This is a genomic window from Actinoallomurus sp. CA-142502 (assembly GCF_050936355.1).
GTDB lineage: Bacteria > Actinomycetota > Actinomycetes > Streptosporangiales > Streptosporangiaceae > Actinoallomurus > Actinoallomurus iriomotensis.
The window spans coordinates 4,529,927-4,552,522 of the sequence record NZ_JBNJMY010000001.1; the positions used below are offsets into that span (position 1 = coordinate 4,529,927).

Here is a 22,596-nt window from a genome sequence, read left to right on the forward strand (position 1 = left end):
GGGCCCGGGTCAACGTACGGTCCGGCCGAATATGCCGTCAAGAGTGCATAAAGGGCGATTTTCACTCTTTTCGGGCGGCGCGAACCTCGTTCGGCTGGGGCGCCGCGGACGGGCGCAGATGGAGGGTGACCGCCGCCGTTCCGAGCGCGGGCACGTCGACCGGGATGGCGCCGTCCGGTTCCGGGTCCAGCTCGCTCGGGGCAAGGCCGAGAAGGTTGGTACGGAGCGCTCGGGTGACGGTGAACGGGGTGCTCAGGCGGCAGGTGATCGGGGTGTCGGTCAGGGACTGCAGGCGGATCAGGAGGAGGTCCTCGCCCGGGGAGGTCAGGCCCACGAGACGAACGCGAGGATCGTCCACGGTCAGGAACCGGGTCTGCGACGGTGGCCGTGCCAGGGCTTCGGCACGGGCACGGACCGGCACGAGCGGGTGGCCGGTGACGGCCGCGACGCGAACGGCCGCCTGCTCGCCGAGTCCCGCGGAGGCGTCCGCGGCGGTGAAACCGACGCTGTAGCGGAAGACGTGGTCGAACGCCTGCTGGGACGGGAAGTTCGTGTCCCAGATGTTGTTGTGCACCCAGGAGAAGACGGTGGCCGGCTCCTCCTGCGGCAACGACCGCGGGTAGGGAACGTACGGGATCGCGATTCCGCCGAGCTGGACGAGGGGAGCGTCGGTCGTGGCCAGCGCGGCATGGTGAGTGCCGTCGCTCAGGCTGATCCAACGCCGGACGGCCCGCATGTGGGTGGCGGACCCCGGCACGGTCGCCAGCCCGGTGCCGGTGACGCCCCCGGTGGCCTCCATGCGCACCGCGGGCTCGTCCAGGGCGAAGGGGAAGGCGAAGAACGCGCTCTCCTTGGTCAGCGTCGCGGTCTTGTCGATGCGGTTCTCGATGTCGATGCGAGCCGCGTCGTGAGGCAGGTGCACCTTCACGCGGAGCCGGCGGGTGCCGGCCGGGGCGCATTCGTAGACGATCGTCTGGCCGGTGGCGTCCGAGGTGCGGTCGACGAGTGCCGCAGGGGGCGCGGTCCGGCGTGAGGCGAGCAGATGCATCGAGTCGTCGGCGACGGTCTTGCTCGACTGGTGGTTGAACGCGCCGGCCGTGGCGTACTCGTCGTACACGTAGCCGTTGAAGCCGATGACGGCGTCCTGCCGGACGAGCTCGCGCCCGGTGCGCTTGTCGAGGATGGAGCCGATGCAGGCCTGCCTCAGGTCGACCGTGACGCGCAGGTGGTCGTTCTCCAGGACGGCCGGGTCCGCGGGTACGCCGGTGCCGTCACCGTCGGTCGCGGGAGAGGAGGCGCCGGGCACGATGTCCAGGCGCACGGTGCCGCAGGCCGGCACGTCGGTGAGGGGAACGCGCAGGAACCGGCCGGCCGCACGGTGGCGTTCGTTGCTCTGTGCCTCCTCCGTGAACGGCAGGGAGGCGCCGGTGCGCGCGTCGAGGACCTGGACGGCGTCGCCCGGCGCCACGGTGCTCTCGGGCAGGAAGATCCGTGCCGTTTCGGTACGCGGCCAGCTGCAGGTGTTCACGACGTAGTAGGAGGCCAGAGCGCCGGTGAGGGGCGCGAAGGCTTCGCCGAGCAGCGCGGCGGCGGAGTCCAGCATCGCCTCCGCGTCGTCGTGGGCGCGCAGGGCCTGGGAGTACTTCCAGTGCCACTGCTTCTCGCCGGAGCCGTGACCGTGTTCGCCATGGGTCCAGGGATCGCCGCCGCCCCAGGTGTGTTCGTTGAACAGCGAGGCCGCGCGGTAGACGGCCGGCGCCGTCGCGGCGACGGCCGTGCTGCCGGGCACGCCCATCAGCTGGGCGTAGCCGGCCACGGTCTGGGCTTCGGCGAGGGCGGCCTGGCCACGGCGCGTGGCGGCGAGCGGGACGGCTCCGGCGCCGATTCCGTCGACCCACCAGTCGCTCCAGTCTCCCTGGAAGGTCTCCAGCCGGTCACCGATCCGCTTCTCGGCGTCCTCGAAGAAGTCCTGGTTGCGGGAGGCGCGCAGTCGCGGGAAGGCCCACTGCTCGTTCCAGCGGCGCACCGTGTCGGAGATGATCCGGCGGGGCGGGCCGTTGTCCGCGAACTTGCCCAGCACACGCAGGTGCAGCACGTCCCATGGATAGGGCTCGGAGGTGACGGTGTGGTCGAGGATGGGGAAGCCGGGGATCCCGCGGCCCTCGTGCGGATAGGCGAACTCGGCCAGCGCGCTGAGATAGGCGGGCAGAAGGTCGTCGACGTGGTCGTAGGACTCGTCGAAACCGAGGACGGAGCCTTCCATGTAGGCCAGGCCGTGCGGCGTGTCCGTACGCCAGACCAGGACGCTGTTGCCGCTGGGCGCCTGCCAGCGGAACAGCCGTGGCAGGTGTTCCCCGCCCACGAGGTGCGGTACGGCACGCCCGGCCCAGTTGTGCGCCACGGAGAGGTACCGGACGCCGTTGGTGGCCAGGACGTCGGGCAGGCCGACGACCTGGCCGGGCACGTCGGTCTGCATGGCGGTGCGGATGTCGATGCCGTGCCGGTCGCGTAGGTCCGCCACGGGGCGGATGAGCTCGTGCAGTTCGTCCGTGGAGCAGGTCTCGGTATGGAGGTTGAACGGCAGCGCCGTGAGTTCGATGCGGCCTTCGCGTACCCGGTCGAGGAAGTGCTCGACCCGGCGGCGGGGTCGGTGCGCCTGCCAGTCCTGGAAGGAGTGGAAGCCCTCGACGGCCCAGCGGAACCGGGCGGGTTCCGGGCGGTCGTCGGTGTCGCGGCACAGCTCGAGCAGCGAGTCGAGATAGGTGCGGTGCTCGGCCATGACCCGCCCCTGCGGGTCGGTGTAGCCGATGTCGAGATGGGAGTGCTGCACCAGGTGCAACGTCCAGTGACGCTGCGGGCGCGCCTCGAACGCGAACCGGCGGCCTTCTTCCAGGTCGGGAAGCTCGATCAGCAGGGGCGTCGGCTCGTCCACCTCCGGCACCAGGATGCGGGTGTCGGCCCCGGGGCCGGAAAGGACCTCGCAGTGGACGGGCGTGCCCCCACTGGTGGTGTCCCGGGCCCGGGTGATGCGCGGCGGAGTGTCGTGCGCGGGGCGCACACGGAGCCGGATCGACTGGAGCAGCCCATCGCCGCCGTCGCGGCGGCGCAGCAGGGGCTCGCCGGACAGCCGCACCTCCGTGTCGCCGATGCCGGCGGTGGTGGTGACCACACGGTCACGCAGGATGTCGCGCGCGATGTCGGAGTCCCACCAGGAAGGCCGGGTCAGCGGTGGCTTGGACATGGTGCCTTGGTGTCCTTCGCGTTGCGGAATGGTGATGGGTGCCGGATCAGGAGCCCGGCTAGGGGCGCTGGGACCCGTGGGTGCGAGCCAGGATGGCGAAGATCTGGACCATGGCGGACTGCTCGAGGGTTTCGGCCGGAGCCGCGGGGTCGTAGTCGCCGCCGCCCGACGGCTGGAAGCGGAACAGTCCGGTGGCGGCGTCCCGGTTGGTGTCGTAGGTGTCGTCCGCGTAGGCGCTCACGGCCTTCCGGTACGCCGGGTCGGGACGGACGGCGTCGAGGCCGAGCAGGTCCTTGAAGTAGAAGGCGTTGAAGATGGCCGGCTGATCGTGCAGACGGGTGCCCTGCGTCCAGTACGCCAGGGAGGCGTGGGCGTCGTCGACGGCCTTCTTCAGGTAGCCGGCGTCGCCGGTGCCGCGGTAGAGAGCGGTGGCCGTGCCGATCATCGCGCCCGAGTTGTAGGTCCACAGGGTCGGGTTGGTGCTGCCGTCGTCCGCACGGTCGTTGGCGTACAGGCCCGGCGCCGTGCGCATGCATGAGTACACCCATCCGTACCACCGCTCGGCCTTGTCGAGGTAGGCGCGGTCGTGCGTGTGCTCGTAGAGCCTGGCGGCGAGCTGGGCGGACAGGGCGGTGACGTTGGTGGCACGGATGTTGTTGCCGGGCGCGTCGAACCAGTCCATGCCGCCGGGGCAGGTCTTGGTGGTGTCGCCGTCCCAGGCGCGGGCGACGATGGGCACGACCTGCTCGGCCCGGGTCAGGAACCCGCGGTCACCGGTGCGCTCGTACTGGTCGAGCTCGCTCAGGCCGACCACGGCGTTGTCGTCGTAGTACACGTCACCGCCTGATCCCAGCGGGGCGGGCAGGTAGGAGTGGTAGCCCGGCCGATCGCCGGACGCGAAGTACAGCTCCAGGGTGTCGAAGCGTTCGGCCGCGTCCGGGCGGTAGGCCGAGCCCGTGCGGGGGAGTCGCTCCATGTCCACGGCCGCCGCGGCGGCCTCGCGCATCGGCCACAGGTAGGAGTGTTCCGGGTCCGTGGCCTGCCGGGGCGTGCGTTCCAGGTACAGGCCGTGGTCGCCGGGGCCTTGGTACAGATGTGCCTGCAAAGCGTCGTAGGCGTTGGTGGCGCGGTCCGCCCACAGGGCGGCGGAGGTGGGACGTACGGGGTGACCGGCTCGGGCGTACGCGGGGGCGGCGCCGCAGAGCAGGCCCGCGCAGGCGGCGGTGACGATGGCATGGCGGAGCAGCGATCGCGGCATGGTCGATCCTTCGGGGCGAGGAGGGGGGCGTGCGGGAGTCAGCGGTGGATCTTGAGGCCGCTGACGAAGAAACGTTGTGCGGAGAAGAACAGCACCAGGGTCGGCAGGGACACGAGAAGGGCTCCGGCCAGTACGACCGGGGGCCCGACGTTGGAGTAGTTGCCCTGCAGGTCGGCGAGCGCGGCCATGATGGGCCGGATGTTGCGGCTCGTGGTCAGCGTGATGCCGAACATCAGGTCATTCCAGACCGCCACGAACTGGAACACGAAGACGGCGATCATGGCGGACCTGGTCAGCGGGACATGAATCCGCCAGAACAGCCGCCACCACGACGCACCGTCCATGCGCGCGGCCTCGACGACCTCCCGCGGCAGCGTCAGGGCGTAGTTGCGCATGACGAAGAACGCGAAGGGAATCGCGATGGCCGCGTAGATCAGAACGAGACCGATCTGGGTGTCGTACAGGGACGACTTCGCGTAGGAGAGGAACAGCGGCCGGATGAAGACCTGCAGGGGCAGCAGCGTGCCGGAATAGATCACCCAGAACCACAGCACCCGCCGCCTCACGGGCATGACGACGGTGGCGAAGGCGGCGAACGAGGCCACCACCACGGCGGCCAGCGCGCTCACGACGGCGTACAGCAGGCTGTTGGCGAGTGCCGGCCCGAGGTGGGCCTGGTCCCAGGCCTGGGACATGTTGTCGAACAGCCCGAAGCCCTCGGGCAGCCAGTGCGGGCCGCCGGAGTAACTCTCGCTCGGCACCAGCGCGTTGACCACGAGGAGCCAGGTCGGGATCAGCCACAGCACGGCGAGCACCGCGACGGTGCCGTTGCGCAGGACTCGGCCAAGGGACATAGGTCATTCGCCTTTCACGTCGAGCTGACGGCGCAGATAGAGCCAGGAGGCCGCCAGCACGATCACGGTGAGGACGACCGCGATCGCCGCTCCGGCGCCGGGCCGCAGCTCCAGGAAGGTCTCGTTGTACATGGACACCGCAAGGGTCTCCGTGGCCCGTCCGGGGCCTCCCTGGGTGAGCACCCAGATCAGGTCGAACGATTTGAGGCCGTTGACGAGGCTCATGCCGATCACGATGATCGAGATGGGCCGGAGCTGGGGCAGGACGATGTGACGGAACTGCTGCCAGCTTCCCGCGCCGTCCAGGGCGCCGGCCTCGAGCGTCTCCGGCGGGATGGACTGCAGGCCGACCAGAAAGAGGATGACGGCCACGCCGGTGGCCTGCCAGGCGTTGGCGAGGATCATCACCAGGGTGTTGCCCGGCCAGGTCAGCAGCCACCCGTGAGCCAGTGAGCCCAGACCCAGGGTGGTCAGGACCTGGTTGACGGCGCCGTCGGTGGTGAGCATGAAGTTCCAGACCACCGCCACCGCGGAACCCGAGAGCGCGTAGGGGAGCACCACGCACAGCCGCGCGAGACGCGACCAGCGGGTGGCGTTGGTCATGCAGGCGATGGCCAGCCCGAGCACGAGGGGGAGCAGGACCGTGCCCACCACCCACATCGCGGTGTTCACGATGGAGCGGGACAGCGCCGGGTCGGAGACGAACCTCGTGTAGTTGCCGAACCAGCTGAACCCTGAGGTCCGGCTGTCGCTGAAGAAGCTGCGGTAGATGGTCCACACGAACGGAACGAGCAGGAAGACGGTGACCAGGAGCACGGCCGGAGCCATGAATCCCCCGGCGGTCAGGCGCTCACGCCTCCTGCGCCAGGCGTTCGCCGGCGGCGTACGCCGTGCGCCGCCGGAGGGCGCTGCCGGCCTTCCGCCGCCGGCGGCAGGGGTGGGCAGGTCGGTCGTCGATGTACTCATGCCTCGTCACGCCTCCAGGCCGCCCATTCGTCTTGCGCACGCTCCTGCATCCGGCGCAGCGTCGTGGCCGGAGAGGTCTGCCCGGCCATGAATCCGCCCAGGTCATCGGCGTTGCCCTGAATGAGGCTCGGCGGACTGGCCTCCCAGTAGCGGACCAGCGGGATCCGCTGCTCCCGGGCGATGTCCAGCTGGAGCCGGGCCACGACCGGGTTGCTCGACCGCACCGTCGGATTGGCGGAGCTGTCCTCCAGGAAATCGCTCCACACCCGCTGGACGGACGGGTCGAGCCACGCCCCGACATTCGCCATGGCGGCCTCGTGCGAGGAGGCACGGCTGGGCACCGTGAAGACACCCGACTCGGCGATCACGCTCTTCGGGGTGGACGGCCGCACCGTGGGAAGGATGAAGGCGCCGTAGTCGACGTCCGCCTTCATGCCCGCGGCGGTCATCCCCTGCGCCTGCCATGTGCCGTGCAGGAACATGCCCACCGTGCCGGCCTTCAGCGCGCCGGGGCCACGTGCCTGGTCGAAGTCGGGGGACGTCATCCAGCCCTTGCGCATGAAGTCGTACCAGATGTTCATCGCCTGGCGGGCCGCGTCGTCCGTGTAGGACGCCTGGCCCGCCACCAGTCGCTGGTAGAAGCGCGGGTCGACCTTGGTGACCAGCTCCTGGAACCACTCGATCGCGGGCCAACCGCCGACCTGGCTGGCGAGGAACGGCGTGATCTTGTTGCCCTTGAGCACCTCCGCGCAGTGCAGCAGTTCGGCCCAGCTGCCCGGGGCGGACAGTCCCAGCCTCTGGAACACCGGCTTGCTGTAGAACAGCACGTAGTACGACTCGTACAGCGGGACGCCGTAGACCTTCCCGTGATACGACATCGCCTCGCGTGCGCTGCCGCGCACCCACCCCTTGGCCGCGTAGTTCCCCCAGACCTTCGTCAGATCCGTCAGCCCGCCCGCACGCGCCAGGCGCTTGAGCTGGTAGCCGGAAGCCCATTTGACCAGGTCGGTGGCCTTCGAGGTCTGCAGGGTCATCTGAACGACCTGCTGATAGGAGGTCACCGAGGGATTCGACAACGGCCGCAGCGCATAGCCGGTGATCTTCTTCAGCTCACGTCCGGCCGAGCGGTACCCCTCGTCCCAGGTGGCGTTGTCGTTGGAGATGCTGGTGGTCCCCGGCTGCGCCGACGTGCTGTCTCCGCGAGCGCACCCCTCCACCGCGAGCGTGGCCGCGCCTGCGGCCATCCCGGCGAGGAAGCGACGCCGGGCGAGCGGCACGGCCGCGCGGCGGGTCCTGCCCGATGCTGACATTGATCACCTTTATCGAATCGGCCCACGCGCATGACGTGAACCACTGGGCACACACGGGACCCCAAAGCACCTGGAGTCGCCGGATGCGTGTTGCGTGGATGTTAACGACACCATTCCAACGTGGCAAGAGTCACGACGCAGATGGCGTCGAGCTCTTGTTATCGTTAACGAAGTCATGGAGTCCAGTGAGGAGCAGATGTGCAGTCCGCGCCGCGTTCGTACGAGCCCCACCCCAGCTACCGGCCGGTCGACGGGCCGGTGATCACGGGCTGGCCCGCTGCCGTCGCCGAACTGCCGGCCGGCCCGCTGGTCCTCTCGGTCGACGGTCCCGCCGCCCTGGACTGGGAGGCGCTGGCCGACGGGCTGGCGGCGGCCGCGCGCTCGGCGGGGCGCGCGGTGGAGTTGCTGGACGTGCGCGGCCACCATGCACCGTCGGCCGCGGAGCGCATCGTCGCTCGGCCCGTCCCCGCCGACGACCCGTTCTTCACCCCGCTGTCCGAGGCGCGGATCACGGACCTGTTCGACTCCGTTCCCCGGCCCGGCCGGCCCGTGGACGACGGCATCGTGGTGGCGTTCGGGCCGGGCGCGGCGCTGTGTGAGCCGGACGTGTTGTGGTACGCGGACCTGCCGAAACGGTACGCCGAGGCCGCAGTGGCGCAGGGCGAGCCGCCGGTGGGCGTCAACCTGGGCCGCCCCGGCGAACCCGGTGACCTGGTGCGCCTGTTCTACACCGACTGGCCCATCCTGGACCGGCACCGCGACGCGATCGCGGGACGGATCGATCGGTGGTTCGACATGCAGGATGCCGCTTCGCCCACCTCGCTGGCCGGCGCCACGTTGCGCGGCACCCTGGCCCACCTCGTCCAGGGCCCGGTGCGCACCCGCCCGTACTTCAACTCCACCCCGTGGGGAGGCCAGTGGGCCGCGAGCGAACTGGGCTTCACGCCGCAGGCCGGCAACACGGCCCTGGGCTACGAACTGATCGCCCCTGAGGCGGGGATCCTCGTCGAAGACGAGAGCGGGGCGCGGGTCGAAATCCCGTTCCAGCTGCTGTGCGTCCGCCACCCGAGGGACCTGCTCGGCGAGGAGGTGCACCGCCGTTTCGGCACCTCCTTCCCCATCCGGTTCGACTACCTCGACACGATGGGAGGCGGCAACCTGTCCCTGCACTGCCACCCGCAGGAGCAGTACATGCGGGAGGTGTTCGGCTGGCCGTACACCCAGCACGAGACGTACTACGTCACGGCCAGCGAAGCGGGCGCCCAAGTGCTACTCGGCCTCACCGAGCACGCGGACGTCGACCTCATGCGGCGCCAGGTGGAAGACGCCATCGCGAACGGCACCCCCATGCCCGTCGAGGACCACGTCCAGACCCACCCGGCCACGGTGGGCCGGCTGTTCATGATCCCTGCGGGCACCCCGCACGCCTCCGGGGCGGGCAACCTGGTGCTGGAGGTCAGCGCGACGCCGTACCTGTACTCCCTGCGCTTCTACGACTGGCTCCGCAGGGACGCCGCCGGAGCCTCCCGGCCCTTGCCCTACGAGCACGGGTTCGCCAATCTGGACACCTCTCGGCGCGGGGAGGACGTGACGAAGGACCTGATCCAGCAACCGCGTACGCTGCGCGCGGGCGAGGGCTGGCGCGAAGAGGTCGTCGGTGCCCTGCCGGAGATGTTCTACGCCGTGCACCGCCTGGTCGTGTCCCCGGACGCCGACATCGCCGACGACACCGCCGGTCGCTTCCACATTCTCAACCTCGCCGCGGGCCAGGGCGCGGTCATCGAGACCCGCGACGGCCGCACCCACTCTCTGGCCTTCGCGGAGACCATCACGGTGCCCGCCGCGGTCGGTCCCTACCGGGTCCGCTCTGTGGGCACCGAGGAGGTGCACCTCGTGAAGGCCCTGGTGGTCGAGCCGTGACCGTGTCGCCGGTCCCCGTTCTCGACGTCGGCGGTACGCACGTCACCGCCGCTCTCGTCGATCCCGCGACCAGTCGCCCCATCCCGTCCTCGGTGACGCGCAGGCCGCTGGGCTCCAACGCCGCGGCCGCCCGCATCCTCGACGCCATCGCTCTGGCGGCTGTGGAACTGCCCGCCGACCACCGGCCGTGCTGGGGCGTGGCCATGCCGGGCCCCTTCGACTACGACACCGGGATCGGCCGCTTCGCGGGCATCGGGAAGTTCGAGTCCCTGTCCGGCGTCGATGTCGGGGCCGGTCTGCGGCGGCGGCTGGATCACCGGGCCGAGCGCCTGCGCTTCCTCAACGACGCCGACGCCTTCGCCATCGGCGAATACCACGCAGGCGCCGCCGCCGGGCACGACCGCGCGGTGTGCCTGACGCTGGGCACGGGCGTGGGCTCCTCGTTCCTGCGCACCGGCCGGCCCGTGCACGACGGCGCCACGGTGCCACCCGCCGGGCACGTCCACCGGCTGACCGTGCGCCACCGGCCGCTGGAGGACACGGTGTCGCGCCGGGCCATCCGCGCCCACTACGCCCGTCTCGAGGCACTCCCCGCCGACCGCGCGCTCCCGGACGTCCACGAGATCGCCGTACGGGCCGAGGAAGGCAACGCCGCCGCGGCGGAGGCTTTCCGCTACGCTTTCGACACCCTTGGCCAGGCCCTGGCTCCGTGGATCGACCGTTTCGAAGCCACCGCCGTGGTCGTCGGCGGTTCCATGGCCCAGTCGTGGGGCTTGATCCATCCTGCGTTCTCGGCGGGGCTTGCCGTGGCCGGCGGGACGGCGGTGCGGGTCCTGCCCGCCCGGCGGCCCGCGGAGGCACCGTTGATCGGGGCCGCCCACTGGGCACAGGACGCACCGAGCGCTCCATGAGGTCCGGGACGCCGCCGCAGGCAGGAGGAAGGAGAAGGGGCATGACCGCTCGCCGAGGCGGCGGGCCGACCATGCACGACGTCGGGAAACTCGCCCAGGTCAGTGCCATGACCGTCTCGCGGGTACTCAAGAACGACCCCGGCGTGTCCGAGGAGACTCGCGAACGCGTCTTCGCCGCGGTGGACCGTCTCGGCTACCGCCGCAACGAGACCGCGCGCAGCCTGCGGCTCGGCGGCAGCGGGATGATCGGTCTCGTCGTCACCAACCTCGCCAACCCGTTCTATTCGCGTCTCGCGCTCGGCGTCCAGGAAGTCGCGACCGAACACGGCTTTCGGATGCTGCTCAGCAACTCCGCCGAACAGGCCGGACGCGAGCCCGGCATCATCGACGGCCTCATCGATCATCAGGTCGAGGGGTTGATCGTCGTTCCCGCCGGAAGCCGGCAGCAGCACCTGGCCGCCGCCATGCGCCATGTCCCGGTCGTCCTCGCGGCCCGGCCGCCCGCCGGACTCGACACCGACTGCGTGCTGGTCGAAGACTTCCACGGGGCCTTCGAGGCCACCGCGTGCCTTCTGGCCGAAGGGCACTCCCGTATCGCCTTCCTCGGCAACCCGCCGGCGCTCTACACCGGCGCCGAACGCCTGCGCGGATTCTGGGCGGCACACGAGGAGGCCGGCATCGAGCCCGACAACGCCCTCATCCACCAGGGCCTCGTCGACGCCGCGACGGCCGAACGAGCAGCCCACGAACTCCTCGACCGGCCCGAAGGGCCCACGGCACTGTTCTGCACCAACAACCGCATCAGCCAAGGCGCGATCCGGGCCCTCTACAAAAGGGGGACCGCTCTTCCCCTGGCGGGATTCGACGACTTCGACCTCTCCGACGTCCTCGGCCTGCCCCTGACGCTCGTCTCCTACGACGCCGACGAGATCGGCCGGCAGGCCGCACGCCTGCTGATCGACCGCCTCCACCACCAGGACGCCGAGCCACCCGCCTCCCGACGCGTCACTGTTCCGACCCGCGTCATCCGCCACGGCACCCGCTCCGGCGATCACCCGAGCAGCGCACCGCCCCCCGGTGCATGACGCCCGTCAGGTACTCCCGACAGCCCCCGGCTCCCACCGCGGCGGACGCCTGTTCCTCCTGCTCGGCGGTTTCGCCGGCCTCTGCGAACGGCTCGTGCGGCTGCACCGGTAATAGGCGGCCCATCGGCTCCAACGTCTACCAGCTCGCCGCTAGCCGTGGGTGGTCCACCAGCTCATCACCGCGCGGACCAGGGCGCCGGTGCGATTGTCGGACTCGATCGTGACCGCATAGCCCGCGTCGTGGGCGCCGTCGCGGGTCACGGGGCCGACCGTGGCCACGGCGACCGGGCCGTTCAGTGCCTCGCGTACCTCGTCGCCCATCCCCGCCGCGGACGCCAGTGTCGCCAGGCCGCGGGCGGCGCCCGGGGACATGAAGGTGACCACGTCGAGGTCACCCGCGACGATCGCCTCGGCGAGGCGGGTGCCCGGTCCCGGATCGTCGGGTGGGGCCGAGACGTACGGGGCGAGCGTCTCCACGACCGCTCCGACCCGGGTGAGCCGTCCGTACGGGTCGCCGCCCGCGCCGTGGAGCTGCACGGCGGCGACCTCGCCAGGCCGGACGCGTTCGGCCAGCCAGGCCTCGACCTGGAAGTCACGCTCGTCCGGGGCGGTCCACACCGGGGTCACGCCCAGGCGCCTCAGCCCGCCGGAGGCCTTCTGGCCGCGGGCGACGACGGTCGCGTGCTCCAGTACCTGTACCAGGGCGTCTCGGCGGCCGGTGCGGTCGGCGGCCTCACCGAGCAGGCGCATGCCCATGCCGGTCGAGGCGGCGAACCACTTCGGCCGGAGTTCGGCCAGCCGGTCGATGGCCGTGGCGATCACCTCGTCGTCGACCGGGCGGTCGCCGCCGAGCGTCGGACCGCGCAGGACCTTCGCACCGCGGCGCTCGAACGACGTGGCCAGCTCGGCGCCTTTGCGGGCGGCGGTCACCCCGACCCGGGGCCCGAGCCTGGCCGGTTCGCCCTTCATAGGTCCTCACATCAGGTCGGAAGGTGTAGACGGCGCCTGCGAGCACCGCGCCTTCGACCAGATTACCGAGGCCGCGGTACGACCGACGGTCGAGAATCACCGCTGGCGGGGGCCGGCGACGACCGTCTGGCTGGAGGGTATCCAGGTGGTCATGTCGCCGCCGGCACGGAGGCCGTCCAGCGCTCCGGCGAGGTCGTCGGCCAGGACGCGGAGCGTCCGCGCCCGCCCGCAGCGGGGGAGCGGCGCCGGAGGCCTCCGCAGAGGCGCGTACGGCGTGTCGATCCTCAGCGTGTAGTCGCCGGTCAGCCGGCGAAGGGGCATGGTCAGCGGGGCCACCAGGTCGAGGTCCGGGACCGGTTTGGGCTCCATGGCGGCAGCCGTGGCCAGGGCCTTGGCGCGTACCGTGATCGCGCTGTACGAGGCGAGCCGGCGGGCCACCGGTGCGGTGTCGATTCCGGCGAGGGCGGCGCCGCCCCAGGGGTGGGTGGCGAGGGCGAGCTGGTGCATCCGTGCGTCGAGGCGGCGGGCCGACATCAGCAGGTCCGTTCCGCAGCCTCGGCCGGCCGTCTTGTCCCGTACCTCCTTCACCAGATCCACGAGGTCGCGGACGAAGGCGTCGCGTGCGGCGGCCGTGGTGTTCCGGTTGTGCACCGGCAGGATCAGTACGGCGATGAGGGCCGCGACGCCGGCGCCGACGGCGGTCTCCTCGAGCCGGGTGAGGATCAGCGTGTCGGTGAACTCGCCCAGCGCGTTGTACAGCAGCCCCATCAGCGTGGTGATCGAGAAGGCGAGGATTCCGTACGCGACGCGGAAGAAGTACACGGCGAGGAAGACGCACACCGCCATGACCGTGACCACGAGCGTGTCGTGGCCGCGGGTGAGGTGTACGGCCACGATCGCCGCCACCGCTCCCAGCGCCGTTCCCAGCACCCGGTGGGCGCCCTTGACCAGCGTCTCGCCGGAAGTGGCGGTGCCGGTGAGGACGATCAGGCAGGCGAGCATCGCCCAGTAGAACCGTACGGGCGAGACCGGGAGCGCGCACAGCAGGGTGAGCAGGGAGGCCAGCCCGGCCTGGACGCACTGGCGGCTGTTCAGGGACAGGCGCAGCCATCGCGGACCCGCCTCCAGCGCGTCGGCGGCGGTACCGGCCGAACCCGGCAGGTTTCCGGCGATCAGCTGGACGCCCGGCTCGAAGGCCGGCGTCGGCGAATCGTCGTCCGTGGCGTGCCTGGGGCCCGTATGCGGCCGGAGGGCGTCGCAGAGCCGGTCGGCCGCGTCCGCCAGGCTGGCCAGCGGGAGGCCGTCGCTCTCGCTGAGGCCGCGCCCGTCCAGCTCACGTGCGTGTTCGCGAGCGCGGTCCGGGTCGCGTACGGCCAGGGCGCGGAGCGTGGCGGTCGAGGCCGAGAGCACCGGCTCCGGCAGTCCGCCCGAATCGGCGAGTGCGATCGTGGCCGTGGCGAGTTCTTCGACGGCGAGCTCGGTGGCCAGCAGGCCGGTACGCAGCCGGTACGCGTGATCGGCCTCGGCCGCCGCCGGGGAGGCCAGATGTCCCTCGGCGATGAGGGCGGCCTCCAGCACGTAGAACCTGCGAGCGTGCAGCTCGCGTGCGTTCTTGGCACTCGGCTCGGTGAGCAGGTCGGCGCAGGCACGGGCCACCGCCGCGATCCGCAGGTCGAACGCGCGCAGCGCCGCGCCGAGCTGGGTCCGGGGACGTTGGTACGCGACCCCGGCCATCAGGATGACGAGGATCGCCACCGCGGAAAGGAACACCAGACTCAGGGGCAGGAGCTGGTCCGGGCGGACCCGCGAGAACGTGCCGAACATGTACGCGAACCAGCCCAGGAGCCCGTAGTTCAGGCCGCGGATGCCGAAGCGACGCACGTAGACCGCGACCACGGTCAGCACGACGAAGCCCAGCCGCGATGCGAGGAGGTGACCGTCGACCAGGACGGCGAGCAGTACTCCGGCGAACGCGACGAACGGCATCCCGAGGGCCGTGAGGACGGCGTCGAGGCGTGGCCTGCCCGCCAGCAGGAACGCGCCGTTCATGGCGATCATGCCGCCCAGCAGCATCGCGACCAGGGCCGGCAGCCCGGCGGCCGACCCCACCCAGTGCTCGGCCACGGCCACGCACGCCACCGCGAGCGTGGCACGCCACGCGAGATGCCATCGTGTCAGTCCGGGATCGGCGGCGACCATTCTGTCGACGGTGGTGCGGGCTCGTTGACCGGCCCGGCCTGTCCACCCGGACGTCATCGTGTGGCTCCTTACCGCGATGGGGGATAGGTGCCAATCCTATCGACGCTCCTTACAGGAGCATCGCCGAGGTGCCCCTCCTCCTATGCGGTGGCGCTGAAGACGGGGCGAAGCCTCTCGCCGAGGGCGTGACCGTCCAGCGGCTTGAGGATGACGGTGTGGCCGGTGTCCAGGACGAAGCTCGGGCAGTCGCCATCGTCGGTGGTCGTGCCCGGCACGCTGAAGGTGGTCACCTTCTTGCCGGTACGGGCCTCCCGCACGATCACCTCGTAACGGGACTCGTAGAACGGGTACTTCCTGGTCTCATCGACGTTGTCGAAGTGGCACCTCACCGTGCCGGACCGACGTGTGGGGTGCCCGTGGTACACGCATGCGATGAGCTGCCAGCCGTCCGGCACCCGCTCATGGGGGATCTCCATGTCGCCGGGGATCGTGGACAGGTCCTTGTCGTCCATCGCGTCCTTCGGCGCGTCGGGGTCCAGCTGGACACGGATCGGGTAGACGTAGTGCGGACCCGGCCCGGTGTACGGGTCGTTGGACGGCCGCCACGGCTTCGGATTCTTCTTCCGGCAGGCGGCCTCCTCATCGTCCGCCTGAGGGGTCCAGGTCCGCTGTGTGGTCGGGGCCGGCGGCCCCGATGGCGAGGCGACCCGGGTCGGTCGTGGGTCCGGCGCCTCGCCGGAGCACGCGCCCGAGACGCACGACATCGCCAGCGCGGTGGCCACCAGGCCGCTTCTGCGGAAACGGCCGGAAGCCGGCTGAGCGGTCATCTTCGTCCGGCGGCGGTGTGCCACCGATCTTTTGGCCGTGTGCATTTCGCTCCGCATTCAGGTCCGGCGGGGGTGGCTCCCTCGTCGCTCACGCGGTCGGCGGCCACGGGTCCAGTCCTATCGCAACGGGCGCAGGGCCGGCAGGCTCGTCGCCGAGAACGGGCCTGCCGACCCTGGAAGCCGGAGAGGGCTAGCGGTAGCTGATCGTCGTGGCGGTTCGGACCGATCGTGCCGGGACCGTCACCGTCAACGTGCGGTGGTCCGGGTCGTACTTCCAGGTTCCGGTCGGGGCCGTGGCGCCGTTGACGCGTACGGTCGTCGGAGCGTCGGCGTCGGTGAAGACGGCGGTCCACTGGCGGCTGTCGGGCCGGCCCTCGAACGAACCCTTCGCCGCTTCGATCCGCAGCGTGTGGCTCTTGTCCGTGTAGCGCACGCGGGTCGTCGCGGACTTCGGGGACGCGGACCGGCCGTCGTCCTCGTACAGCGAGTACGTGCCGTTCGCGCCGCCCGACACCGTCAGCGTCACCTTGTTCAGCGGGTTCTGCACGTCGTTCGTCACGTTGTCCGTACGCGTCGGGACGATGCCGCCCGCCTTCACGAACACCGGCATCGAGTTCCAGTCCGACGTCACGTCCTTCACCGCCGGGCCCGTGTACGTCTTGCCGGTGAAGTAGTCCGTCCACGTGCCCGGCGGGAACCACACCGACGTCGTCGACGACGCGCCCGCCGACGTCGCCGGGGCGACCAGGACGTCCGAGCCGTAGAAGTACTCCCGCGACGCCGCGTCGTACGCGCCCGGCTGGTCCGGGTACTCCAGGTACGTCGCGCGCACCGCCGGGATGCCGGAGACCGCGGCCTCGTGGGCCAGCGTGTACGTGTACGGCACCAGGTTCTCGCGCAGGTTCAGGAACTTCTCCGCCGCCGTACGCGCCTGGTCGCCGTACTGCCACGGCAGGCGGTCGCTGTGGTTGCCGTGCAACCGCATGATCGGCTGGAACGCACCCAGCTGCATCCACCGGACGTACAGGTCGTCGGCGAGGTGGGACGGGCCGTTGAAGCCGCCGAGGTCGTGGCTGACCGCCGACAGGCCCGTGGCCGCCGACTCGCCCGGCGTGTAGCCCACCTCGAAGCGCAGTGTGTCCCAGCTCGACGTCGTGTCGCCCGTGAAGTGCACCGTCGTGCGCTTGTCCGCCCACGGGCCCGTGGGCACTCCCGCCTGGCCGCTGTAGCCGCCCGCCTGCAGCGAGCCGAACGCCCGGGAGAAGGCGAAGCCGCGGCCCACGTTCTTGGCCGTGTCATCGGCGTACTGCTGGTTGATCCACGCGTCCGGGGTGACGCCGGCCAGCGACGAGCGGGAGTCCTCGCAGCACCAGTCGAGCCACCAGAAGTCCGCTCCCTGCTTCTCCATCGTCTGGTGCAGGTCGAGGTATGCCTTGAGCTGGGCCGGGTCGCCCCAGTCGAACACGTGGCAGGTCTGGCCCGTGTTGGCCGTGCAGCCGCTCGCGGCCAGCTTCCCGTCGGAAGTGGCCTGGGCCTTGGCGTACTGCGCGTCGTCGCTGCCGATGCTCGGGTGGATGTTCAGCGTGTTGTGCAGCCCCTGCTGCTGAGCCCAGGAGAAGAACGCCGCCGGGTCGGGGAACTTCTTCGGGTCCATCTCCCAGCCGTTCCAGGTGGAGGGCGACTTGAAGTCCGTGTCGGTGACCAGGACGTCCAGCGGCACCCCCTCGGAGCGGAACCGGGGCAGCACGGTGTTCTCGTAGTCGGCGGCGGTGAAGTCGTAGTACTCCGAGAACCACACGCCGTACGCCCACCGCGGCAGCAGGTTCGGCGGGCCGGTCAGCGTCGCCAGGTCGGTCAGGGCGCGCTTGTAGTCCTGCCCGTACCCGAACAGGTACGAGTCCTGGTACGCCTTCTGGGCGGGCCGCTGGTGTACGGCGTGCGTCGCCGGGTCGTACAGCGCCGACGGGGTGTCGTCGAGCAGCTCCCAGCCGTCGCGGTACAGCAGGCCCGGGGTGGTGACGGCGCTGCCGTTCACGCCGTCGAGGCCGCGTCGGTACCCGCCCAGCGGGCTGTGGGCCGGCAGGACCGGCGACGTGGCCGAGGTGACGGCGACCGTGTCGAGGTTGACGTGGCAGCTGTCGGCGGTCGGGCAGCCGATCGCGACGGTGTCGGAGCCCTTGGTCAACGTGACCGGGATCGTGGCCGTGGACCAGCTGTCCCAGTCGGCGGTCTGCGGGAGGCTGCTGGAGGTGGCCGCCCCGCCGTTCACCGAGGTCGAGACCGTGCGCGCGGAGCCGCTCGCGTTCGCGTACCGGATCTGCAGCGCGTACCGGCCGTCGGCGGGCACGTTCCGCAGCGCGACGGTGTCCGTGGCGCCGGCCCGCTCCAGACCGGCGACGAAGCCGCTGCCGGCGTAGCCGTTGTGGTCGGCGCCGACTTTGGCTCCTCCGGTGAGCGCGCCGTCCTCGGCCTCGCACACGGTGCCGTAGTCGCAGGGGGTCGCCGTGGCGGACGGCGACGGGTACGGCGCGCCGGGCGCGGTGACGGCGAGGCTGTCGATGTTGACGTTCCCGGAGTCCTTCGCGCCCCGGGAGACCACCAGCGTGTGCCGTCCGGCGGACAGTTGCAGCGACGTCGTGGCGAACGCCCAGGTGTTCCAGTCGGCGGTCGTCGGCAGCGTCAGCGTCGTCGCGTCGCCGTCGTCGACGGCCGCGCTCAGCGTACGGGTGGTGTTCCCGCCGTCGCCGCCCACGCTGTTGGCGTACCGGAGCCGCAGGTCGTACGTTCCGGCGGAGGGCACGTCGAGCTGGTACGTGAGCGACGCGCCCACGCTCTGGAACCCCGCGGCGAACCCGGTGCCGGTGAAGCCGGTGTGGTCCGAGGCGACGCTGACCCCGCCCGCGAGGGTGGTCTTCTCCGCCTCGCACAGCGCGCCGACGGCGCAGACGGCCGGCGCCGGCCAGGCGGGGCGCGCGGTCACGCCGGTACGGAGGTTCACCGACACGTTCTCTGAGGTGAACGGTCCGGAGCCGACCTTGTACCGCAGTGTCAGCCGGTCGGTGGCGATGGTCAGCCAGCCGTCCTTCACCTGGTGCGTGAAGTGCGTCCGCGCGAAGTCGTCCCGGCCGATCGCGTTGAAGGTCGCGGCGTCGGTGAACTTCTCGTCGCCGGCGTACTCCATCCGGATGAGCGTGGGGGAGAGGACCTCGAACCGCGCGTCGCCCGAGCGGACCGCCCGCTGCCGTGCCCCGTCGCCGGGGGAGGCGGCGGCGGGTGGCGCCACCGCGATGGCGAGCACACCGGCCAGAGCGGTGCCCAGCGCGACCATTTTCGTACGTGGCGACCGGAGCCGCCACGCTCGTCCAACCCGCCTGCGAGCCGTTCTCATCCAACGCCTCCGGTGTTTGAAAATGTTCGATTAACTTCGCAGGGGGAGATCAACTACCCGGTGCAGAGGCAAAATGGCACGCGTTCGTACAAAGATCAAGAGCTTGGAACGTGCCGGGATCGGCCAGACCCGCTACCAGTCGTGCCCGTGATCCCCGTCGTGGTGGTCATCCGAGTCGGATGCGTGGTCGTGCTGCCCGTCGTCGTGTCCGGTGTCAGGAGCGGGGTCGTGACCCGGCTGCGACGCGAGGCGGCGCTCCAGAACCTCCTGGAGGTAGTCCACGAGCGCGTCCGCGTGATCGTCGAAGCGGTCGATCCGCTCCTGGTCCTCGAGGAACTCGCCGATGAGGCGCGCCTGGTCCGGCTCCGCGTCATCGTCGGGCCGGGCGGCCTTCCGCCCGCCGCCTCCGGCATGCTCTCCGGCGACGAGAAGGTAGGAGGCGTGGCGTGAGGCGAACTCCGCCGCCCTCGGATCGCCGCGACGCGCGGCCTCGGCCTCGGCCCGCAGGCGGCGCAGGAAACGGCGGAGCCGGGCGCGGCGCCGGCGATCCGGGCGTCCGCGCTCCTCTCCGACGTCCGCGCGCACGGCCGCGACGGTCACCGCGGCGAACCAGAACGCGAGCGCCGTGACGCCCCATCCCCGGTATCCGAACAGCCAGAAGTGCCCGTGGACGAGCCCGACGAGCGCGAAGAAGGTCGTCAGCCCGCCGGCCCACAGCAGGCCGGGAACGACTCCGAGGTGCTCCGGCCGGCGCCTCGGACGGTCGAACGGCCGATCCCACCCGCGTTCGCGCGCCGTCCTCCGGAGCTCATCCGCGACCGCCGGCGCGATGGAGCGCAACGCGTCCGGGTCGAGCGTCGAAGCGCTGCCGCCCGTACCGAACAGCGTGTTCACCACCAGCCTTTCGTAGCCGGTGAGCGGCGCCTCCCGGGCGGCGTACGCCAGCCGCCACGAGCCGCGACCGTCATCCTCGGCGTGCACGACACGGCGGTGGACCAGATCGGCCAGGACCACCATCGGCGCCCTGTCCCGGGCATTTCCGCGGAGTCCGGTCCAGGTCAGCAGGGCGAGCCCCGGATCGACACCGCGCGGAGGCCGGCGACGGGTGCGTTCTCTCGCGTCGGAGCCCGGCCGGCGGCTCGCCCACCACAGCGCCACGAGCGCGACGAGCGTGCCGCCGGCCAGCGACCCCGCGACGACTCTCAGCACCGTGTACTCCCGCCGGTCCTCTTCAGAGGCCCTGCTGGTCGAGGATCCGCAAGAGGTTCCGCTTGCGGCGCTGGGCGGTACGGAGGCCGGTGACGTACGAGGCGAACTCGCTCTCCGTGCCCAGGCGTTCGTGGCAGTCGCGGGCCGACCGGAGCAGGCGTGCGATCTCGCGGTAGTTCCCGTCCCCGGTGAGCCGCGAGCGTGACTCGATGGCCCGCCGGTACACCGTCAGCGCGTCGGCCGGACGGTCGTCGCGGGTCAGGTCGGCGAGGGCCAGCCACTGCCGGTCGCCGGCCCCTTCCTCGGCGGCCCGCCACGCGGCGTCGGTGTCCCCGTCGTCGATCAGCGCGTCCACGAGCAGCGGCCCGTCGCCGAGGACGTCCAAAGCGGCCGTGCGTTCGCCATCCCAGGACCCGGCCTTCCGGGCGGCGTCGCGCAGATCCCGGTAGCCGGCGAGCGACGGCGACGCGTGGAACCGTTCCCGCCGTACGGCGACCACGTCGGCGAGGCGCCCGTCGCGGTCGTACCGCTCGGTCACGTAGTCGCCGAGCGGGTCCGCGCCGAACGGGTGGCGTGCCGTCTCGCGCAGGCCGCGTACGGCCCACTCCAGTGCCTCGGCGCCTCGCCCGGCCCGGTCGAGTTCCTGAGCGATGGTCAGGTGCGTCTGCCCGTACGGTGCGAGGTCGGCCGCGAGCGTGGCGACCAGTGTGTCCACGTCCCCGCCGAGCCGGGCGATGTCCTTGGTGACCTGCGCGACCGCCCAGCCCGACCCGCCGTGGCGCGAGGCTTCGGCGACCAGCTCGGCGAGCCGGGAACGTCCCGCGTCCCCCAGCAGTCCCCAGTAGTCGCCGAGATAGACCTCCGGGTACGACCCGTCGTCGAGCAGGTGCGCGGCGAGCCACTCGGCGGTCTTCGCCGGGTCGACGTCAGAGGTGGCGCAGGCCTCCCGATGTACCTCTTCGAGTTCCGCGGCGACCTCGCCGACGGCGCCCGAAGAGTCGTCGATCTGGTCGTACACCTGACGGAGACGTTCGATCGCCTCCCTGGCCAGCGACACCCGGTGGTCGGCGGAGGGCAGCGATCGAAGGGCGTCCACCGCCCCCGCGACCTGCTCGGCATAGGCGAAGGCGTCCGCGTATTCGATGTGTCCGTAGCGGCTGAACGGTGCCGGGTCGAGCAGCGTCATGATCTGCGGTCGCAGGACGGTGATGTCCGCGCCGGCGTCGGTCGCGGCCCGTATCTCCAGGCGGTGGCGCAGCGCGTTGTCCCCGGTGAGTTGTTCGCGGAGTAGCGCGAGAAGCTCCTCGCGCGGCAGGGCCTCGAGCCACGCGTCCAGCCGCTCGCCGCGATCCCGGGCGGCGGCCCGCGCCTCCGCCAGGTCGAGACCGCGGTTCAGCACGGTCAGCCCGACCGCGACGCAGTGCTTGCAGAAGTTGCCGTCCCGCCCGTACGGGCAGCCGCATTCGCCGGACAGGCCCTCGCCGGCGTCGAACGTCAGGGCGACCCCATAGACGTCTCCGCCGTAGACCGTGGCGGTGACGCCGCCCGCCGTGACCTCCAGACCGGTGACGGCGCCGAGGTAGCCCACCCCCCGCTCGAACGACCGCTCTCCCGCCAAAGCCCGCAGATCATCCTTCGTGAATCCCGACGCGGTCGCCATAGGACAATCCAAGCGAATCCCAACCGCTTCCTGAAGACGATTCCGCCCGCGTCTACGATCGCGGGCATGCGGGATGACGAATTTCTCAGCCATGTCAGTGGGCGGCTCGCCGGGCTTCCGCACGTCCAGGCGGTGGCGCTCGGCGGGTCGCGGGCGGCCGGGACGCATCGGCCGGACAGCGACTGGGATCTGTCCGTCTACTACCGCGGTGACTTTCAGCCCGCCGACCTGCGGGCGCTCGGGTGGGAGGGCGAGGTCTCCGAGATCGGCGGATGGGGCGGCGGCGTCTTCAACGGCGGCGCGTGGCTGCGGATCGACGGCCGGAAGGTCGACGTGCACTACCGCGACCTCGACGACGTCGAGCACCGCCTGGCCGAGGCGCGTGAGGGGCGTTTCGGGGTCGAGTGGCTCCTGTTCCACCTCGCCGGCGTTCCGACCTACATCGTCGTCGCCGAGCTGGCCGGCAACCGGGTGCTGCACGGCACGCTGCCGAACCCGGAGTACCCGGAGGCGCTGCGGGAGAGCGCGAAGGAACGCTGGCGCGCCGACGCGCGGCTCACCCTCGACTACGCGCGGGCGGCGCACGCCCTGAACGGGCACGTCGCCGAGACCGCCGGTGCGATCGCGACCGCCGCCTGCCAGACGGCGCACGCGGTGCTGGCGGAGCGAGGGGAGTGGGTCACCAACGAGAAGACGCTGCTCGACCGGGCCGGGCTCCGCGGCGTCGACGCGATCCTCGCCGAGGTCCCGCGAGAGCCGGTGAAGGCGATCGACGACGCCGCGCGTCTCTTCGGCTGAA

15 protein-coding genes are annotated in these 22,596 nt (G+C 71.2%); 4 read left to right on the forward strand and 11 right to left on the reverse strand.

What is annotated here, in order from left to right:
• Window positions 1–61 precede the first annotated feature (61 nt).
• The 5 genes from ACQEV1_RS21730 to ACQEV1_RS21750 are packed head-to-tail and all read right to left on the reverse strand — an operon-like array spanning window position 62 to window position 7,629.
• Window positions 62–3,241: a glycoside hydrolase family 38 C-terminal domain-containing protein gene (locus tag ACQEV1_RS21730; protein WP_433395611.1), complete on the reverse strand. Its 3,180-nt coding sequence runs from the start codon at window positions 3,239–3,241 to the stop codon at window positions 62–64.
• A 58-nt stretch (window positions 3,242–3,299) separates the two neighbouring features.
• Window positions 3,300–4,499: a glycoside hydrolase family 76 protein gene (locus ACQEV1_RS21735; RefSeq protein WP_433395613.1), complete on the reverse strand. Its 1,200-nt coding sequence runs from the start codon at window positions 4,497–4,499 to the stop codon at window positions 3,300–3,302.
• A gap of 38 nt (window positions 4,500–4,537) precedes the next feature.
• Window positions 4,538–5,353, reverse strand: coding sequence for a carbohydrate ABC transporter permease (locus ACQEV1_RS21740; RefSeq protein ID WP_433395615.1), 816 nt, complete (start codon window positions 5,351–5,353; stop codon window positions 4,538–4,540).
• Between the two features lie 3 nt (window positions 5,354–5,356).
• Window positions 5,357–6,319 carry a carbohydrate ABC transporter permease gene (locus ACQEV1_RS21745; protein WP_285619761.1) on the reverse strand — a complete coding sequence of 321 codons (963 nt, stop codon included), beginning with the start codon at window positions 6,317–6,319 and terminating at the stop codon, window positions 5,357–5,359.
• The gene (locus ACQEV1_RS21750; RefSeq protein ID WP_285619759.1) at window positions 6,316–7,629 is read right to left on the reverse strand and encodes an ABC transporter substrate-binding protein; all 1,314 of its coding nucleotides are present in this window, start codon (window positions 7,627–7,629) and stop codon (window positions 6,316–6,318) included. The genes ACQEV1_RS21745 and ACQEV1_RS21750 overlap by 4 nt, the downstream gene beginning before the upstream one ends.
• 198 nt (window positions 7,630–7,827) lie before the next feature.
• Between ACQEV1_RS21750 and ACQEV1_RS21755 the strand changes: the two genes are divergently transcribed.
• Genes ACQEV1_RS21755 through ACQEV1_RS21765 form a run of 3 tightly spaced genes read left to right on the forward strand, consistent with a single transcriptional unit; the run spans window position 7,828 to window position 11,545 of the window.
• On the forward strand, window positions 7,828–9,549 hold the full coding sequence (locus tag ACQEV1_RS21755; RefSeq protein WP_433395617.1) for a class I mannose-6-phosphate isomerase: 1,722 nt from the start codon (window positions 7,828–7,830) through the stop codon (window positions 9,547–9,549).
• Window positions 9,546–10,460, forward strand: coding sequence for an ROK family protein (locus ACQEV1_RS21760; RefSeq protein ID WP_433395619.1), 915 nt, complete (start codon window positions 9,546–9,548; stop codon window positions 10,458–10,460). The genes ACQEV1_RS21755 and ACQEV1_RS21760 overlap by 4 nt, the downstream gene beginning before the upstream one ends.
• 41 nt (window positions 10,461–10,501) lie before the next feature.
• A complete protein-coding gene (locus ACQEV1_RS21765) occupies window positions 10,502–11,545 on the forward strand; it encodes a LacI family DNA-binding transcriptional regulator (RefSeq protein WP_285619754.1) in 1,044 nt (347 codons plus the stop codon).
• Window positions 11,546–11,695: 150 nt separating this feature from the next.
• On the opposite strand, the gene ACQEV1_RS21770 is transcribed toward ACQEV1_RS21765, so the two are convergent.
• The 6 genes from ACQEV1_RS21770 to ACQEV1_RS21795 all read right to left on the reverse strand — a co-directional run bounded on the left by ACQEV1_RS21770 (window position 11,696) and on the right by ACQEV1_RS21795 (window position 21,797).
• Window positions 11,696–12,514 carry a uroporphyrinogen-III synthase gene (locus ACQEV1_RS21770; RefSeq protein WP_433395621.1) on the reverse strand — a complete coding sequence of 273 codons (819 nt, stop codon included), beginning with the start codon at window positions 12,512–12,514 and terminating at the stop codon, window positions 11,696–11,698.
• A gap of 96 nt (window positions 12,515–12,610) precedes the next feature.
• Window positions 12,611–14,770, reverse strand: coding sequence for an FUSC family protein (locus ACQEV1_RS21775; protein WP_433395623.1), 2,160 nt, complete (start codon window positions 14,768–14,770; stop codon window positions 12,611–12,613).
• A gap of 83 nt (window positions 14,771–14,853) precedes the next feature.
• A complete protein-coding gene (locus tag ACQEV1_RS21780) occupies window positions 14,854–15,495 on the reverse strand; it encodes a hypothetical protein (RefSeq protein ID WP_433395625.1) in 642 nt (213 codons plus the stop codon).
• A 235-nt stretch (window positions 15,496–15,730) separates the two neighbouring features.
• A complete protein-coding gene (locus ACQEV1_RS21785) occupies window positions 15,731–18,868 on the reverse strand; it encodes a TIM-barrel domain-containing protein (RefSeq protein WP_433395627.1) in 3,138 nt (1,045 codons plus the stop codon).
• A gap of 192 nt (window positions 18,869–19,060) precedes the next feature.
• On the reverse strand, window positions 19,061–20,137 hold the full coding sequence (locus ACQEV1_RS21790; protein ID WP_433395629.1) for a hypothetical protein: 1,077 nt from the start codon (window positions 20,135–20,137) through the stop codon (window positions 19,061–19,063).
• A 22-nt stretch (window positions 20,138–20,159) separates the two neighbouring features.
• Window positions 20,160–21,797 (reverse strand): SWIM zinc finger family protein, encoded by a 1,638-nt coding sequence (locus ACQEV1_RS21795; protein WP_433395630.1) that lies wholly within the window; start codon window positions 21,795–21,797, stop codon window positions 20,160–20,162.
• A 66-nt stretch (window positions 21,798–21,863) separates the two neighbouring features.
• Between ACQEV1_RS21795 and ACQEV1_RS21800 the strand changes: the two genes are divergently transcribed.
• Window positions 21,864–22,595: a nucleotidyltransferase domain-containing protein gene (locus ACQEV1_RS21800; protein WP_433395632.1), complete on the forward strand. Its 732-nt coding sequence runs from the start codon at window positions 21,864–21,866 to the stop codon at window positions 22,593–22,595.
• Window position 22,596: the final 1 nt, after the last annotated feature.